A 13911-nucleotide genomic window follows, 5' to 3' on the forward strand; every position below is an offset into this window, starting at 1 on the left:
CACCGCGACCTCGCGCTTCCGGCCGGTCGTCGCGCGTGCTTGTCGCCGCGTCGTGTTCACGGTGTGTGGAGGTTCCGTGGAGGTTCGGTCGAGACGGAGGGCGCGACCTCGACAGGACGGGGCGAGCGTGCCATGCCTTGCCGATCCGTTCGAAGTCGACACCATGAATGCCCTGGTCCTCATCGCCGAAGACGAACCGAAAATTGCCGAGATCCTCGACGCCTACCTGACGCGCGAGGGATTTCGCACCGTCCGCGCCGGCGACGGCAAGACGGCGCTGGAGCTGCATCTGGCGTTGCGGCCCGATCTGATCCTGCTCGACGTGACGATGCCGCGCCTCGACGGCTGGGAGGTGCTGGCGGAGGTCCGCCGTCGCGGCGACACCCCCGTCATCATGGTGACGGCGTTGGACACCGACATGGATCGCCTGCAAGGACTGCGCGTCGGCGCCGACGACTATGTCGTCAAGCCGTTCAACCCGATCGAGGTGGTGGCTCGGGCGAAGGCGGTGCTGCGCCGCGCCGGTCTCGCGCAAGCGGGCGGCGTCGTCCGGGTCGGCGATCTCGGCATCGACTTGGACGGTTACGTCGTCCGGGTCGAGGCGGACGGACGCGCCCGTCAGCTGCAACTGACGCTGACCGAGTTCCGCATCCTCGCCCATATGGCGCGGGCGCCACAGAAGGTGTTCACCCGCAGCGAGTTGGTCGACGCCTGCCTGCCCGGTGGCGACACGCTCGATCGCACCGTCGACAGCCACGTGAGCAATCTGCGACGCAAGCTGGAGCAGGCGGGCCTGGATGGAATGATGTCGGGCGTGCGGGGCGTCGGCTACCGACTGGCGGCGGAGCCATGATCTGGCACAGCAACCTCGGCCGCCAGATCCTGCTGTCGATGGCCGCGGTCACGATGACGGCGTTTCTGTTCATCGTCCTCGGGCTCTACGTCTCCTTCGGCGTGCTGCTCACCTTCTTTCCCGAGTTGGTGAACGAGGACGGTTGGTGGCCCTCGAATACCGAGTTTCTGGTGTTGGCCGGATTGGCGTGTCTGGCGCTGCTGATCGCCGGGCTCGCCTCGCTCAAGCTGGCGGCGCGTCTCCTCGTGCCGATCGACTCTCTGGCCGAGAGCGCACGCCGGATCGCCAAGGGTGATTTCGCCGCTCGGGCCGTTCCCGGCGACAAATCGCTGGGCGAGACGGCGCAACTGGTCACCGACTTCAACACGATGGCGCAGCGCCTGCAGGATTCCGCCGAGGACATGGCGGCCTGGAACGCCGCCATCGCCCATGAACTGCGTTCGCCGCTGACCATCCTGCGCGGGACGTTGCAAGGTGTGGCCGACGGCGTCTTCGTTCTCGACGAACAACGGCTGGCGGGGTTGCTGCTGCAGACGGAGGGGCTGTCGCGTCTGGTCGACGACCTGCGGGTCGTCACTCTCGCCGACAGCAAGCGCCTCGACCTGCACATCGCGCCTGTCGAGGTCTCCGTGGAGATCCGGCGTGTCGTCGACCTCACGGGGCCGAGCTTGGCGGAGGCGGGTCTGACGGTCGTGCCGACCCTCGTCGACATCGTCATCGACGCCGACGGCGTGCGCATCCGCCAGGCATTGCTGGCGCTCTTGGAGAACGCCCGTCGCTACGCCAAGCCGGGCCGCGTCGAGATCACGACGCTCGTCTCGGAGGACGCGGTCATCATCCGGGTCGAGGACGACGGTCCAGGGTTGCCGCCCGATTTCGCCAAACGGGCCTTCGAGCCGTTCACGCGCGGCGACGGATCGCGATCGCGTCGTTCGGGTGGATCGGGCCTCGGCCTCTCCGTCGTGCGCGCGATCGCGGAGGCGCATGGCGGCTCGGTGTCCTATCGCAGGGCGTCGCGCGGCGGTTCGGCCTTCGAACTGAGCCTGCTCCGGCGCCACGACGAGCGCCCCCACCGGGACACGAATGCGGAGCCGTCTGGAAAATGACGGGCATCGCCGGCCTCGGTCGGTGCGGAAGACACTGGCCGCGGGGCTCTCCGGAAGGCGCTCGGCGACCCGGACACCCCGTCCCGACACGATGACCGTCGCTACGCCATCCACTCGCGGCGCAGGATCGCGTGTTGCGTGGTGTTTTCGTAGATCGGATTGCCCTGATCGTCGTTGACGAAAGACACGAATTCCCTGAACAGCCCCTCACGTCGCATCCCGAGCCTCTCGCAGAGGCGTTGCGAGGCGAAGTTGCCGTCCTCCACATAAGCGTAGAGCCGCCTGGCCCCTTTCACCTCGAACAGGTGTCGAACAGCGCCCTCGCCGCCTCGAAGGCGTAGCCGGAAGTGGTGTAGGAGCGCCGATCTTCGGTGGGGTCCGAAGTGGGCTCAGGCCGCCACGGCGGGCAGCTTGATGAGCGGATCATCGCTCACCGTCTTCAATCCTTCCAGCGTCATGTAGCGGCGGCACACCGCCCACTCGTCGTTCTGCTCACGCATCAGCGCGCCGACCAACCGGACGACGGCCTTGTCGTTCGGGAAGATGCCGACGACGCCGGATCGACGCTTCACCTCGCCGTTCAGCCGCTCGATCGGGTTGGTCGAGGCGATCTGGGCCCAATGCTCGCGCGGGAAGTCCATGTAGGCGAGCACGTCGTCTCGGGCTTCGTCCATCATCGCCGCGAGCTTCGGGTATTTCTCTCGCAGAGCGTCGGCGACGTGATGCCACTGCTCGCGGGCCGCTTCGGCGCTCTCCTGGGCGAAGATCGTCTTCAGCAGCGCCACGATCGCCGGCCGCTGCTTCGGCCCGGCATGGGCGAGCGCGTTGCGCATCCAATGAACCCGGCATCTCTGCTGCGTGGCGTGGAACACCTTGGCGGCGGCGGCGCGTAGTCCCTTGTGATCGTCTGCGACGACGAGGCGGGCGCCGCGCAGGCCGCGATCGGCGAGCGAGCGGAGAAAGCCCTTCCAGAACACTTCGGCCTCCGACGGGCCGGTGGCGGCGCCGAGCACTTCGCGGCGGCCGTCGGTGTTGACGCCGACCGCGATTATCGCCGCCGTCGAGACAATCCGCCCACCGTCGCGGACCTTCAGGTAGGTCGCGTCGATCCACAGATAGGGCCATTCTCCCTCGATCGGGCGGGCGAGGAAGGCGTCGACGCGCTCGTCGATCTCCTCGACCAGCCGGCTGTACCCAAGCTCTTCGAAATCCCCGAACCACCCATCGCCTTGATCAGATCGTCGACCGAGCGGGTCGAGATCCCCTTCACGTAGGCCTCCTGGATCACCGCCACCAAGGCCTTCTCGGCAGTGCGCCGCGGCTCCAGGAAGCTCGGCAGATAGGTTCCCTTGCGCAGCTTCGGGATCTCGAGCTCGATCCGGCCGGCCCGCGTCTCCCAGGCTCGATCCCGATAGCCGTTGCGGTGATTGGTTCGATCGGGCGATCGGCTGCCGTGGCCGGCGCCGGTGCGCGCCTCGACCTCGATCTCCATGATCCGCTCGGCGGCGAAGGAGAGCATGTCACGGACGAGATCGCCGTCCGCCCCCTTCTCGATCAGCTCGATCAGCGCCATTCCGTCGTCGGTCATCGTCGTCTTCCTCGTCAGGTTCAGCTTCGCAACCGAACCCTACGCGAAGGTCGACGATGGCCGCCTTCCGGCGACCGCTCCTACACCACTCCCGGGGACGTCACCCGCATGTTCGTCTTTCTCACGCGTTTCCAACGACATGAACCCGTCGTCGGCAGTCTGGGGAGACCGTCGACGATCGCCGCCAGTTCGACCGACCTCTGTCCTCGTGACGTGTCGAAACGCCCTCCTCGATGCCGGTCGTAATTCGTCTCGGCGGTGTCGCGGTGACACTGCGTGATGCGTCGCGCATCAGTTGCAGTGCGAGATCACGGATCGCTGCGGCGGTTCGACGAAACGGTACTTCCGCCGGCCATGAACCACGCGACGGCTGTCGATACACTCGGCGACACCGTTCGGCGTATTTCCCCAGCACAGGGGCGTGTCAATTATATCGTCGCCGATCTGTGCGCCGACCGTCACTCGTCCTTCTATCTGGTCGCTCTAGAGATCCACGACGACCTGCAATTGATACGCCACGGTCGGGGCTAGCGCACCATGCCCTTCGTCGAGATGGTGCTCGAATCCTACCGCCGCATCGAAGGATTGCCGCTTTGTCGCCATGGCCCACCCGCTCGACGTCGGCTACGGCAACAACAGGCGCAACATCCGCCTCACCATTCACCGCTTCGGCTTGGAGGGTCGTGTCGATTTTCTTCAATCCGGCCCGCTGGTGCCGATCGTTCAGAAGGCGCTGGGACTGGTGACGATCAATTCCACGGCCGACCTCGCCGCGTTGCGCAATCACATCCCGTTCTCGCCTTCGGCGACGCCCTCCACCAGATCGAAGGTCCCACCCGCTGGCCCGAGACCCCGGACGAACTCGGCTCCCTCTGGACGGCTCCGCCTTCGGTCGCTCCTCGCATCACCGAACGCTTCGTCGCCCACGTCATCGCCGAGGCGCCGGTGCTCGGCAGCTTCCATCTGCCGAAGACTTGGCCCGACATCGCCACTCATGTCGAGCGACGATTGACCGGAGCCCTCGCCTCGAGCCATGACGGGAGATGCGACGCCGCCGCCCTCGGCCGGCACCGCCCAACCGGACGAGTGGACCGCGTGACCGATCACGATCCCGACACCGAGAAGACCGTACCGGCCGTCCCACCGCGCCGACGGTTCGGCGTCGCCTCGTCGGGCATCTGGCGCAATCGCGCGATCGTCGCCGGTCTTCTCGACGCCGAGCCCGTCCGGGGGTGGGCCGGTCGAGCGGGATCGGTCGAATTCCTGGTCGGCTGGGGCCACAAGCCCACCAGCGCGGGACAGCGCCGACTCGCCGCGAAGACCGGCCTACCTTATGTGGCGCTCGAAGACGGCTTCCTACGCTCGGTCAGACCGGGCAATCGGGACCCGGCGATCGGCTGGGTCGTCGACACCACCGGCATCTATTACGACGCGGCCGGCCCCAGTGATCTCGAGGCGGCGATCGCCCGCCGTGCCGCTGCACCCGCTCTCGACCATGATCGCGCCGTCACCGCTCTCGACGCGCTGCGCCGCCTGCGTCTGTCGAAATACAATCACGCACCGCCGAAGAGCGCCGCCGCCCTCGGCCTTCCCGTAGGGCGAGAGGTGGTCCTGGTGATCGACCAGACCTTCGGCGACGCTTCGGTCGTCGGCGCCTTCGCCGACGGCGACACTTTCGCTCGCATGCTCGCGGCGGCGATCGCCGAGAATCCCGGTCGCACTATCGCCGTGAAGGTCCACCCGGAAACCATCTCCGGAGCCAAACGCGGCCATCTGCTGGAGGTGGCGCGCCAATCCGGCGTGACGATCCTCGCCGAGGACGTCGAGCCATGGTCGCTGATCGATCTCGCCGCCCGCGTCTACGTCGTGTCGAGTCAATTCGGCCTCGAGGCGTTGCTCGCCGGCGTACCCGTCACCTGTTTCGGCGCCGCCGCCTTCGCCGGTTGGGGACTCACCGACGACCGTTTCGAGCCGATCACGCGCCGCACCGCGCGTCCGACCCGTGAGGCTCTCGCCGCCGCCGTCTATTTCGACTATTGCCGCTGGATCGCTCCTTGGACCGGCCGACCGATCGACTTCGAAACGGCGATCGACCAACTCGCGTTCCTGCGCGACGCGCATCACGCCAACCGACCCTCGGTCTGCGTCGGCTTCTCCCGTTGGAAGCGAAGGACCGTCGGTCGTTTCCTCGACGGCCCTGCCGGTCTGCCCCGCTTCGCCCGCGAGGCGGGCGAGGCCGTGCGGCTCGCTCGCGCCGACGGCGCTCGTCTCGTCGTCTGGGGCAGCCGGCCGCTCGGACTGGAAGCGGACGGCTCCGTCGCCGTGATGCGCGTGGAGGACGGCTTTCTCCGCTCGGTCGGCCTCGGCGCCTCCTTCGTCGCCCCCGCGTCCCTCGTCTTCGACGAGCTCGGCATCTACTACGATCCGTCCCGTCCGAGCGCCTTCGAGCATCTCGCCGAGACCGGTGACTTCTCCCCCGAGCTGCTCGACCGCGCCGCCCGCCTGCGCGCCGTTCTCGTGGAGCGAGGTTTGACGAAATACAACGAGGCCGCCGTGACCGGGTTGGATCTTCCGGCCGATCGCCGGCGCATCCTGGTGCCGGGCCAGGTCGAGGACGACGCCTCGGTCCGCCTCGGCTCACCGGACGTTCCCACCAATGTCGAGCTTCTGAAGCGCGTCCGCGCGCGCCACCCGGACGCCTTCATCGTCTACAAACCTCACCCGGACGTCCACGCCGGCTATCGCAAGGGGCGGATCCCCGACGACCTCGCCACCACCCTCGCCGATCGCATCGTCACCGACGTCTCGATGGCTTCGCTGCTCGCCGCCGTCGATGCCGTCGAGACCATGACCTCGCTCACCGGCTTCGAAGCCCTGATTCGCGGCCTGCCGGTCGCCACTCACGGCGCGCCCTTCTACGCCGGCTGGGGCTTGACCGAGGATCTTCTCCCCGTTCCGCGCCGCACCCGCCGGCTCGCCCTCGACGAACTCGTCGCGACCGCGCTCATCCTCTATCCGCGCTACGTCGACCCGATCACCGGCCTCCCCTGCCCCGTCGAGGTGATCGTCGATCGGCTCAGCGAGGCCCGAGCCCAAGGAGACACTCGATCGGAACGCCTGCGCCGCAGCCTCCGTCATGCCGTCGCTTGGTCTGCGCACAACGTGACGGGACCGCTCCTCCGCTTCTTCCGGTGAGCGCCTCCTCGCGGCGGGCATCACACCGGTCGTCGAGGAGCCTCCGGAGCGCCGGGCCGGTCCCGCCCTTCTCCTCCTTCCCGCGGAGACCTCGTCGGCGAGCAGCGCTCGACACCCGGCCGACGGTTCGACGCGACGGAGGTGCTGCTCGAACGCAAACCGCAGTATGCTGGACGTGTATGAGGCGAATCTCGCGGTCGTCGATTCGACTCGCTCTTGCGTATCTGGTCGGCGGTGTGCTCGATATGCCTCCCTGAATCTCGCCCCGCAGACGTCGATCGCGAGCCGCAGGAAGAGAAGGTCATGCAGACTGTATCGGAACGCCCCATCAACGCCGGCACGAGCGCGCGTGGCGAGAGCTCACTCGAGCGCGCGGTGGAAGCCATCGGCCGCGGTGATTTTCGAACGGCGGAAGAAATCTATCTGGCTCGCCTCGAACACGACCCGACCGACGAACGTGCGCAGACGGGGTTGGTCGAAATCTGCGAGCGGAGTGATCGACTCGAAGATGCACTGGTCGTTCTCGACGTCCTGACCCGACGCACCACGGACAATCTGAGATGGATCATGTGGTCCGCGAAGCTGGAGCTTCGTCTCGGACGAACCGCCGAGGCTGAAGGCGCGTTGCTTTCGGTGTTCGAGCGCGACCCCGCCTACCCGGGAGCCGCATACGAGTTGGCCGGGCTCTATCAGGAGGCGGGGCGCCAACGTGAAGCCGCCGCCATCGTCCTCAAGGGTGCCAAAGCGCGACCGAACGACGGCTCGCTCTGGCTGAAGTGCGGCGAGCTTCTGGTCTCTCTGGGAAATCTCGCGGTGGCCGAGGTCGCTTTCGACCGCGCCGCCGCGCTGATGGACGACGAGACCGAGGCGCTCGCCCGACGCCTCGAAGTCCTCATGGCGCTCGACCGGCAAGCCGAGGCCTACGAGCTCCTCGAAAGATTGGTCGCGGCGCGTCCCGACGACATCCTCCGCCTCTCGCAACTCGCCCAGTTGTCCGAAGACCGCGACGAAGCGAAGGCGATCCGACTCTATCGCCGCGTGCTCGAACTCGACCCGACACAGACGGACGCCGCGAGGAGGCTGTCTGAACTCGTGGTCGAACCGCCCGCGCAGCCGCCCACCGAAGCGACGCCCGAGGTTGCGGACGCGGGCGCGGCGATGTCGGCGCCCGACGTCGACGAGGACATGGAATCCGCCCGCGCCGAACCGGTGAGGGCCCCCGTCACGCCCCCGCAGGAACCGACGCAGGCCCCTGTGACGACGACGGTGCCCACCGCGCCGGCGTCGCCGCAGAGCGAGTTGGGAGCGCTGTTGCGCCAGGCTCGCGCTCTCCAGGTAGACCATGCCTTCGAGGACGCCAAGATCGTTCTGAGCAAAGTCTTGGCGATCGATCCGCACCACTCGAGTGCCCAGCGCCAACTCGCGGTTCTGCTGCGCCGTCAGGGCCAGAAGCAGGATGCCGAAACCGCCTTCGCGGCAGTCTCGCGCTCGATGCGGGTCTCCCTACCCCCCAGCTTCATCGACGGTCTGCACCTGATCGAACGCCGCCTCGGTCTGCCTCATGCCAACGCCGACGTTCGCCGCATCGCCCAGGGTCTGCTCCCCGATCGGTCGGAATGGCCGGACGAACGCCGCTTCCTGTGGGGTCGCCAGATCTGTGATCTCATCAACAACTGGGTCTTGTTCCGCCCGTTCCAATTCGCGGAAATCGCCCGTTTCACCGATGGATTCGACTGGATCGAACACGGCGACGTGGTGTCGCCCGGTTCCGTTCTCATCGGCACGGCCGTCGGGGCGGGCCATGGCGCTCTCGGAGCCCTGATCCGCAGCCGCCGTCCCTATCGGACCATCACCGCCAACGACGAGATGATCCTCTCTTCTCCGCGCAACACCATCGACGGGCGCACCGACTATCCGTCGATGGCGACCGAGGAACTCGTCGGTCTTCTCGAGGCCGGCACGGATCTGCTGATCAACGGCGACGGCGGCATCGGCACCATGGCCCGTCGCATCAGCGTCGATGAGGTACCGACGCGTCTGGTCGAAGACCCTTATCGAATCGCCTTCGAGGCCGGTCGGCCGGCGCATGTCTACATGGCCGTCTTCACTGGAATGAAAATCCATCTGGTGCTCGACCCGCTGACGCCGCCGACTCTGGACCAGAGTTACGAGGACTGGCTCGAGAAGGGGCTCGAACGTTACGAGAATCGCTACCGCTGGGCTCTCGAGCAGGGACCGGAGAACCGACGCACCGCCTGAGTGAGGCGGTCGCGTAGCCTGCCTATGGCGCAGGAGCACCCGTTCGGAACGTGGGGCAAGCCGAGGGATGCCGAGGTCGAAGGCGGTTCGGAACGATCTCCGGCAGCGGGACCAGGGAGACGTCGAGCGCCGTGTCGAACTCGGACACCTCTCGGTGATCGGCGATGACCATTCGATCACAGACGGTGTCCACCACTCCCGTCTGATAACCGGACCGCACGATCAGCCCCTCGGCGATGTAACGTGGTCCACTCCACCGCCTTGCGCTGGCCAGCGCATCCGCGGCCCGGACCGTCCTTAGGACCGCTCGGCCGGTGGTCCTATCCGTCAACCCGAGCACCACGACCGGCCCTTCATCGCCCTCGACCAAGTTGAGTGTCGGAGCCACGTAACCGCCGCGAACCGGCATGTCCAAGCCGCCGAGCAGGGTCCATGAGCGCCCCGCGTCATGGGTCACGAACTGTGCCATCGACGACTTGGCACGATCGATCCGCGACACCGCGACCCAATTGCCCTCGTCGATCGGCTGGACCGCCATTTCGCTGTAGTCGGGCGTCTCGGACTCGACCACCACGGACCGCTGCCACGTCGCCCCGTCATCGTCGCTCGACAGAAGAAAATTGAACCGCCCGAGGTTGCTCATCATCAACAGGCGGCCGGAGGGGGTGGTCTTGATCTGACCGAAAGGCAACATCTGGCTGCGGCCGCCGTCGAACGGACTGGGGGGCGACTGGACGAGCGGCGCGAACGCGCTCCAGGTACGTCCCCCGTCGTCCGAATGGGTCGCTCCGAGAACGGCGCCCCTCCGCGACGACAGATCCGAACGCACCGCCGTCACGATCAGCCGCCCTGTCGCCGTCGCCCCGGTCGCGCCGATGCGCCAGTCGAGACCGTGGCGGAAGCCGTCGAGAATGGGACGCGGCGCCGACCAAGTGGCACCATGATCCGGCGAAACGCGATGAACGACCGCGCTCTCCCGCCCGCCCTGGTGCTGTTGGCCGAAATAGGAGAACAGGTGGAGATTCCCGTCCGGCGTTTCGCTCATCGAGGAGAAATGCGTGTAACCCCGCGTCGACAGCCGCCGGCTCGGCAGGTCGAGATTTCGAACGTCGGTTTCGCGCGCTGGAGCCGCCAGCGGACGACGAGCATAGGCCGTCCAGTCGAAAGCCGGCGTCTCGGCCCACGCCCGCGGTCCGGCGAACAGCGAAAGGAGGATACACAGACCGGCGCCGAAGCCCCTCGCGTGAGTCGCCCGAACCACCACCGTCATCGACGCATTCTCCTCGCGACCGTCGTCCTCGTCCGTCGCACAAGCGTCGGATTCGATGCGGTCAACGATCGCGTCCGAAAAAGGCGAGATCACGAAAGAAGGCGTCGGGGCGCAGAATCAACTTGCGCAGTTTCGGTGGCAATCCCAACCGCTCGAAGGCGAGGAAGCGATCGATCGCATCGCGTCGGCGCGACGGCGCCCCCCGCAGCCCCGCCAGATCGACGTCGCCGGCGATTTCGACGAGGCCGGCCGCTATCAGGTCCGCCGGCCGGACGCCCGTTTCGGACAGACCGAAGGCCTCGGCGAAGGTCGCCGTCACCTTGAACCGCTCCACCTCGCCTCGGCCGATCGCCTCAAGCGCCGCTCGCAGGCTCGCACCGTCTTCGATCAGCGGCAGCCCGAAGTCGGCGAACCCCGACCGTAGGCCACCATAGGCCAACGCCAAGGCCGGACGCCCCATGGTCGCCGCTTCGATGAGCATCGTGCTGCCGATCGACACCACCACCGAGGCCTGAGCGATGGTCTCGTGCGCCTGAACAGCGAGATCGGGGCCAGGCGCGGCCAAAACGGCCCCGACCGGAACCGGATCGGGCAGGAGATCGGGCACGGTGGCCGGAGGAGGACGGACCACGAGCGCGAGTCCGGCCGCCGCCGCCGCGGCCGCGACTTCGACGATGGCCGTGCGCTGACTGGCGCGCGCGGCCACCGGATCGGCGACATTGTCGAGCGGTTGCACCGCGAAGACCACGACGCCGCCATCGCCAGCCAGGCCGAGGCGCTCGCGCCATTCCCGAGGCGTCAGCGCCGCGCGATAGCTGCGCGCCATCACCAGTTTGTGCGATCCGACCAGCGAAATACGCGCCGGATCGTAGCCGCGCGACACGAAGATGTCGCGATGCAGCCCCCCCCAGCCCAGGACGCGATCGGTCGCAGGTACGACGCCGGCGCCACCGTAGTAGAGATCGCGATCGAAGAAGACACCCTCGTGGGGCACCAGCACGGTCGGCAGACCGATCTCACGCGCCGTCTCGACCAGGATCCGCATCGCCGGCGCCCAATCGAAGGTCACGACCAGACCGGCCGCGCGATCGGTCGCCACGAGCAGGCGCCGCCGCACCGCACGCCGATAGGCGTCCGGCTTCAACCGGGAGAACAACGCCACATGGTGACGGGTCTGCGGATCTTCGGCGGGAAAGAGGGAAACGGGGGCGAAGGAAACCAGCCCGGTCGCGGCGATACCGGCGATCAGGGCATCGCCGTGTTCGCGCAGCCAGGGCGCGTAGAGCCAGGGATGGCCGGTCTCGCTCACCGCGTCACCTCGCCGGGTGGATCACCCGATCCGTCGGAGCAACACGAAGGCTTCGGCGGCGGCCACACCGACGCTGGCGCCACGCCATTGCGCCAGAGCCATCACCGAGTCGATCGCTCGAGCATGAGGCACCGGCCGCATCTCCTCGGCATAAGCCTCGAGGGCGCGACGTTTGGCCCCGACGAAGTCACCGATGTCCTCGAACCAGTTCGGCATGAAGACGGGCGCCACGCCGGGGGCCTGCCATTCGGTCGAGGACGGAACTTCGAAGGACAGGATGGTCGGACCGGCACGTCCGGGCTGAGGCCGAAAGCAGGTGAGCGCCGCCGCCGCCGCGACCCGGTGATCGACGTTGAGATCGCCGAGGTGATGGGTATAGACCACGTCGGGTCGGCGACCGGCGACCCAGCCCTCGACACCCTGAACGATCCGCAGGAGCGGCAGCCCATCCATCTCGTTGTCGGGAAAATCGAGGAACGTCGGCGGCGCAGCGCCGAGAATCTCGGCGGCGCGCTCGGCCATGGCGCGCCGCGCGAGCGCCGCCGCATCGGCCGATCCGCGCGCGCCGACGCCGTCGGTGAGGAACAGAATCTCGACGCGATCGCCGGCGGCGGCATGGCGCGCGAGCGTTCCGGCGCAGCCGAGTGCCTCGTCGTCGGCGTGGGCGGCGATGACCAAGACCAGCCGGCTCATGCCTGCTCCCTCCCCGCGAGGACGGCCCGCGCTCGCGCGGCGAGATCCGCGTCGCGCGCCACGATCACGCCCTCGGGCTTTTCGATCGAGCCGGAAAGGGCATAGGGCCCCCCGGGCACGCATTCCATGACGGCGCCGGTTTCGGCGGCGACGACCGCGGCCGGCGCCATGTCCCAGTCGCGAACGATCACGTCCTTGACGAAGAGATCGGCGGTGCCGTCGGCGACGAGTGCCGCCTTGAGACCGAGACTGCCGCTCTCGAGATAGGTCGCGCCCGGCAATCCAGCCATCATCAGCGCAGCGGCACGCTTGGGCTGCGGATAATTGTCGACGACGACCAGACGTCCACTCGGAGACAGGCGCGGCAGGGCGACACCGTTGCGGGTCGCGCCGCGACCACGCTCGGCGACGTAGGTGACGTCGAGCGCCGGCCCGTGGATCACTCCGGCGATCGGAACGTCGTCGACGACGAGCGCCGCCTGAACCACGAAACCGGCGAAACCACCCTTCCAACTGGCCGTTCCGTCGATCGGATCGATGATCCAGTAGCGCGACGGCCGCCGATCCTCGTGATCGAGGTCCTCCTCACTGATCACCGGGATCCCCGGCGCGATCGCCGCCAGATCCGTGCACATCATCTCGTGCAGTTCGATGTCGGCGTTGATCTTGCCCGGTCGCCCCGGATATTCGGCGGCGGCATTCGCGTCGCCGCGCCAAGCCATCAATTTGGCACCTGCCCGCCGACACAAATCGACGACGGCTTCGACGTCAGCGGTCATGGTTCGCCTCGCTCTGTCGTTCATTCGCGAGTGCCCGCGCGAAGTCCCGAACGCGGCTCTCGAAGGTGGCCTCGGGTATGGCGTCGAAACGGGCGGCGAGACCGAGATCCAATTCGAAATCGGGCTGGGCCGCTCCACGCGGTAAATCCCGCCCGGAAAGTTGCTCGGCGAGTGCGACGAACCGATCGATCGACAACACACCGGGATATCCGACACTGATCGGTCCCTGCGCCACCTCGGTCAACGCCAACCGAACGACGACTTCGGCCGCATCCTCGACGTGCATCGCCGACCACACCACCGGATCGGCCGGAAGCGTCGGCGTATCTCCGCAGAGAGCCGCACGCAGGACGTTGCCGATCAGTCCATTGCGGCGCGGCAGGCCGAACAGCCCCGGCAGGCGCGGCGCGACGTGATCGCGGCCGATCTCGGCGAGATGGCCCTCACCGCGATATTTGCTCCGGGCATAGGACGACAGCGGGGCCGCGTCGCTCTCCCTCACCGGATTGCGAACCGGCTCGCCGTAGACGGTCATCGACGAGACGAACACCATACGGGCCGACCCGGCATCGGCCACCGATCGCAGCATCGCCAGATTGAGATCGGCCTGCGCATCGTCACCATAGTCACCGGCACTCCGCGGGAGGATCGCCGCCGCGTGGATCACGACGTCGGGGCACACTTCGGCGAAGAGTCGAGTCGCGGCATCGGCATCGGCGAGATCGACTCCGAGGAGATCTCCGCTCGCGGCGACGTCGCAACCGACCGCCGCGATGCCACGCCGTGCCAGAGCAGCGCGCAGCGCGCGGCCGAGATAACCCGCCGCACCCGTGACGAGGACCTTGGGATTGCTCATCGT

Annotated in this window: 9 protein-coding genes and 2 pseudogenes; 5 read left to right on the plus strand and 6 right to left on the minus strand. The window is 67.6% G+C overall.

Annotation, left to right across the window (positions count from 1 at the left end; all coding sequences use genetic code 11):
* Positions 1–163: 163 nt before the first annotated feature.
* Both J3S89_RS13425 and J3S89_RS13430 read left to right on the plus strand, forming a co-directional pair.
* Complete coding sequence (locus J3S89_RS13425; protein ID WP_217928101.1) at positions 164–853, plus strand: response regulator; 690 nt, start codon at positions 164–166, stop codon at positions 851–853.
* Complete coding sequence (locus J3S89_RS13430; RefSeq protein WP_217928103.1) at positions 850–1959, plus strand: ATP-binding protein; 1110 nt, start codon at positions 850–852, stop codon at positions 1957–1959. Before J3S89_RS13425 ends, J3S89_RS13430 begins: the two co-directional genes overlap by 4 nt.
* A 389-nt stretch (positions 1960–2348) precedes the next feature.
* On the opposite strand, the pseudogene J3S89_RS13440 reads toward J3S89_RS13430, so the two are convergent.
* Positions 2349–3547: pseudogene (locus tag J3S89_RS13440) on the minus strand (IS256 family transposase).
* A 589-nt stretch (positions 3548–4136) separates the two neighbouring features.
* Here J3S89_RS13440 and J3S89_RS23655 point away from each other — a divergent pair.
* From J3S89_RS23655 to J3S89_RS13455, 3 genes and pseudogenes are all read left to right on the plus strand, one after another.
* Positions 4137–4559 (plus strand): annotated as a pseudogene (locus J3S89_RS23655) (capsular polysaccharide export protein, LipB/KpsS family); the annotation flags it as partial.
* An 83-nt stretch (positions 4560–4642) separates the two neighbouring features.
* Positions 4643–6742, plus strand: a complete 2100-nt coding sequence (locus tag J3S89_RS13450; RefSeq protein ID WP_217928105.1) for a capsular polysaccharide biosynthesis protein — start codon at positions 4643–4645, stop codon at positions 6740–6742.
* Positions 6743–7045: 303 nt separating this feature from the next.
* A complete protein-coding gene (locus J3S89_RS13455) occupies positions 7046–9001 on the plus strand; it encodes a tetratricopeptide repeat protein (protein ID WP_217928106.1) in 1956 nt (651 codons plus the stop codon).
* A 22-nt stretch (positions 9002–9023) separates the two neighbouring features.
* Here the strand turns inward: J3S89_RS13455 and J3S89_RS13460 are convergent, their stop codons facing one another.
* The 5 genes from J3S89_RS13460 to J3S89_RS13480 all read right to left on the minus strand — a co-directional run bounded on the left by J3S89_RS13460 (position 9024) and on the right by J3S89_RS13480 (position 13908).
* Positions 9024–10364 carry a sialidase family protein gene (locus tag J3S89_RS13460; protein WP_217928107.1) on the minus strand — a complete coding sequence of 447 codons (1341 nt, stop codon included), beginning with the start codon at positions 10362–10364 and terminating at the stop codon, positions 9024–9026.
* Positions 10333–11316 carry a hypothetical protein gene (locus tag J3S89_RS13465; RefSeq protein WP_217928108.1) on the minus strand — a complete coding sequence of 328 codons (984 nt, stop codon included), beginning with the start codon at positions 11314–11316 and terminating at the stop codon, positions 10333–10335. The genes J3S89_RS13460 and J3S89_RS13465 overlap by 32 nt, the downstream gene beginning before the upstream one ends.
* A gap of 285 nt (positions 11317–11601) precedes the next feature.
* A complete protein-coding gene (locus J3S89_RS13470) occupies positions 11602–12273 on the minus strand; it encodes a PIG-L deacetylase family protein (RefSeq protein ID WP_217928109.1) in 672 nt (223 codons plus the stop codon).
* Positions 12270–13052 carry a 3'(2'),5'-bisphosphate nucleotidase CysQ family protein gene (locus J3S89_RS13475; RefSeq protein ID WP_217928111.1) on the minus strand — a complete coding sequence of 261 codons (783 nt, stop codon included), beginning with the start codon at positions 13050–13052 and terminating at the stop codon, positions 12270–12272. Before J3S89_RS13475 ends, J3S89_RS13470 begins: the two co-directional genes overlap by 4 nt.
* Positions 13042–13908, minus strand: coding sequence for an NAD-dependent epimerase/dehydratase family protein (locus tag J3S89_RS13480; RefSeq protein WP_217928112.1), 867 nt, complete (start codon positions 13906–13908; stop codon positions 13042–13044). Before J3S89_RS13480 ends, J3S89_RS13475 begins: the two co-directional genes overlap by 11 nt.
* Positions 13909–13911 lie beyond the last annotated feature (3 nt).

This window comes from Pinisolibacter aquiterrae, assembly GCF_019160155.1.
GTDB classification, from domain to species: Bacteria; Pseudomonadota; Alphaproteobacteria; order Rhizobiales; family Ancalomicrobiaceae; genus Pinisolibacter; species Pinisolibacter aquiterrae.

Bases quoted from the DNA above. Each gene is read 5' to 3' on its own strand.
- J3S89_RS13425 (WP_217928101.1), top strand. From the start codon at position 164: ATGAATGCCCTGGTCCTCATCGCCGAAGACGAACCGAAAATTGCCGAG.
- J3S89_RS13465 (WP_217928108.1), bottom strand. From the start codon at position 11,316: ATGCGGATCCTGGTCGAGACGGCGCGTGAGATCGGTCTGCCGACCGTG.
- J3S89_RS13475 (WP_217928111.1), bottom strand. From the start codon at position 13,052: ATGACCGCTGACGTCGAAGCCGTCGTCGATTTGTGTCGGCGGGCAGGT.
- J3S89_RS13455 (WP_217928106.1), top strand. From the start codon at position 7,046: ATGCAGACTGTATCGGAACGCCCCATCAACGCCGGCACGAGCGCGCGT.
- J3S89_RS13480 (WP_217928112.1), bottom strand. From the start codon at position 13,908: ATGAGCAATCCCAAGGTCCTCGTCACGGGTGCGGCGGGTTATCTCGGC.
- J3S89_RS13470 (WP_217928109.1), bottom strand. From the start codon at position 12,273: ATGAGCCGGCTGGTCTTGGTCATCGCCGCCCACGCCGACGACGAGGCA.
- J3S89_RS13430 (WP_217928103.1), top strand. From the start codon at position 850: ATGATCTGGCACAGCAACCTCGGCCGCCAGATCCTGCTGTCGATGGCC.